Raw genomic sequence first — 2533 nt, forward strand, 5'->3', positions numbered from 1 at the left:
GCTGTCTGGCGTCAGATAACCGGGCGTGGCCGGCAGCATCCACGCAAGACGCGACGCAGGGCATTGTGCCCGGTAATGTGCCCCCGTGTTCTGGCGGAGGTGACATGACTCGCGTTCTTTTCATCATGCTGACCGCGGTGTGGGGCACGGCAGCCGCCGCGCAGCAGGCCGCCGACGCGGTCGCGCCCGAGGCCGAAGCGCCGACCGGCGACATCGCGTTCTCTGCGGCGGCCGGGGAGGCACATGCCGCGAAGGCCGCCGGCCGGCCCGTCGCCGCCGAGGACTGGATGGTCGTGGCGGCGAACCCGCACGCGGTCACGGCCGGCGCGGAGGTGCTGGCGCGCGGAGGGACCGCGACCGACGCCATGGTCGCCGTGCAGGCGATGCTCGGCCTTGTCGAACCGCAGAGCTCGGGCCTCGGCGGCGGCGCGTTCCTTGTCCGCCACGACGGGGCGACGGGCGAAATCACGACGCTCGACGGGCGCGAGACGGCGCCGCACGCGGCGGATCCGACGCTCTTTCTCGACACCGCAGGCAAGCCGCTCGACTTCTTCGAGGCGGTGGTCGGCGGCCGCTCGGTCGGCACGCCGGGCACGCCCGCGCTGATGGAGGCGGCGCACCGGCGCTGGGGGCGGCTCGCCTGGGCGCCGCTGCTGGATCCGGCGATCCGGCGTGCCGAGGACGGTTTCGCCGTCTCGCCGCGGCTCGCTTCGCTGGTCGCGCGCGACGCCGAGCGGCTGGCGCGCTTCGCGCCCACGCGGGCCTATTTCCTGCCAGAGGGCCGTCCGCTGGCCGCGGGCGAGATCCTGCGCAATCCGGACTACGCCGACACGCTGCGGGAGATGCAGGCGGAGGGCGCCGCGGCCATCTACACAGGCGGGATCGCCGCGGACATCGTGGAGACCGTGCAGGGCGCCCCCGGCAATCCCGGGCGGCTTTCGGAGGCCGATCTCGCGCTCTACGAGGTGCGCGAGCGGGCGCCCGTCTGCGCGCCCTACCGGGGCCACGAGGTCTGCGGGATGGGGCCGCCCTCTTCCGGCGGTCTGACGGTGGGACAGATCCTCGGCATGCTGGAGCACTTCGATCTGGCGGCCATGGGCCCCGACAGCGCCGAGGCCTGGCGGCTCATCGGCGACGCCTCGCGCCTCGCCTTCGCCGACCGCGGCCGCTACATGGCCGACAGCGATTTCGTGCCGGTGCCGGTCGAGGGGCTGACGGATCGCGACTATCTCGCCGCGCGGGCACGGCTCCTCGAGGGTGCGGAGGCGCTCGCCCCGGATCGCGTGACGCCTGGCGAACCGGAGTTCGACCACGCGCTCGACTGGGGCGCGGGCCGGTCGCCGGAACGCCCCTCGACATCGCATATCTCGATCGTGGACAGCGACGGCAACGTGCTCTCGATGACGACGACGATCGAGAATGCCTTCGGCTCGCGGTTGATGGTGCGCGGCTTCCTGCTGAACAACGAGCTCACGGACTTCTCCTTCCGCACGCACGCGGACGGGCGGCCCGTGGCCAACGCGCCCGCGCCGGGCAAGCGGCCGCGCTCGTCGATGGCGCCGACGATCCTGCGCCGCGACGGCGCACCGGTGCTCGCACTCGGAAGCCCCGGCGGGAGCGCAATCATCGGCTACGTCGCCAAGACGATCGTCGCGCATCTCGACTGGGGCATGGACGTTCAGGCGGCCGTCGCCCTGCCCCATCTCGTGAACCGCTTCGGTCCCTACGACCTGGAGGCGGACGCGGGCCTCGAGGGGCTTGCCGGCGATCTCGAGGCACTGGGCTACGAGGTGAACCGGCGTGCCCTGACCTCGGGGCTTCACGCGATCGCGCTCGGGGAAGACGGCCTGCGCGGCGGCGCGGATCCGCGGCGCGAGGGCATTGCGCTCGGCGAGTGAGGGGCGGCGCGGCGGCCCTCGCGGGCCGGCACGCGAAGAGCGCGCGACACGCGCGATGCGCGGCCGGTGCCCCTCGCCCCCGCCGCGTGTTCGGGCTAGAGGCAGGGGATGGAGCAGGACGTCGAGATCTTCCTCGCCGCGCCGCCGGGCCTCGAGGCGGTCCTGGCCGAGGAGGCCCGGGACGCGGGATTCCCGCTGCCGGAGGTGCAGCCGGGCGGTGTCGCCTTCCGTGGCGGCTGGGCGGAGGTCCGGCGCGCCAATCTCGAACTGCGCGGCGCGTCGCGCGTGCTCGCGCGGATCGGGGGCTTTCCGGTCTTCCACCTCGCGCAGCTCGACAAGCGGGCACGGAAGATCGACTGGCGCGCGGTGTTCCGCGCCGATGTGCCCGTGAAGGTGGAGGCCGTCTGCCGCCGCTCGAAGGTCTATCACGACCGTGCAGCGGCCGCGCGCATCGCCGGCGCGCTGGAGGGCGCGGGCGTGCCCCTGGGCGAGGGCGGTGTCCGCCTGTCCGCCCGGATCGAGGACAACTTCTGCACGCTGAGCGTCGATACCTCCGGCGCGCCGCTTCATCAGCGCGGCCACAAGCAGGCCGTCGGCAAGGCGCCGCTGCGCGAGACGATGGCCGCGCTCTTCCT

General features: G+C 73.7%; 1 protein-coding gene and 1 pseudogene. Both read left to right on the forward strand.

Going from position 1 to position 2533, the window contains the following annotated elements:
• The first annotated feature begins 104 nt into the window (after positions 1 to 104).
• Positions 105 to 1898, forward strand: a complete 1794-nt coding sequence (ggt, locus tag ACESL7_RS15305) for a gamma-glutamyltransferase (protein WP_372894158.1) — start codon at positions 105 to 107, stop codon at positions 1896 to 1898.
• A 108-nt stretch (positions 1899 to 2006) separates the two neighbouring features.
• Positions 2007 to 2533, forward strand: a pseudogene (locus ACESL7_RS15310) (class I SAM-dependent RNA methyltransferase); the annotation flags it as partial.

Source organism: Rhodosalinus sp., assembly GCF_041685465.1.
GTDB lineage: Bacteria > Pseudomonadota > Alphaproteobacteria > Rhodobacterales > Rhodobacteraceae > Rhodosalinus.

Bases quoted from the DNA above. Each gene is read 5' to 3' on its own strand.
- ggt (WP_372894158.1), top strand. From the start codon at position 105: ATGACTCGCGTTCTTTTCATCATGCTGACCGCGGTGTGGGGCACGGCA.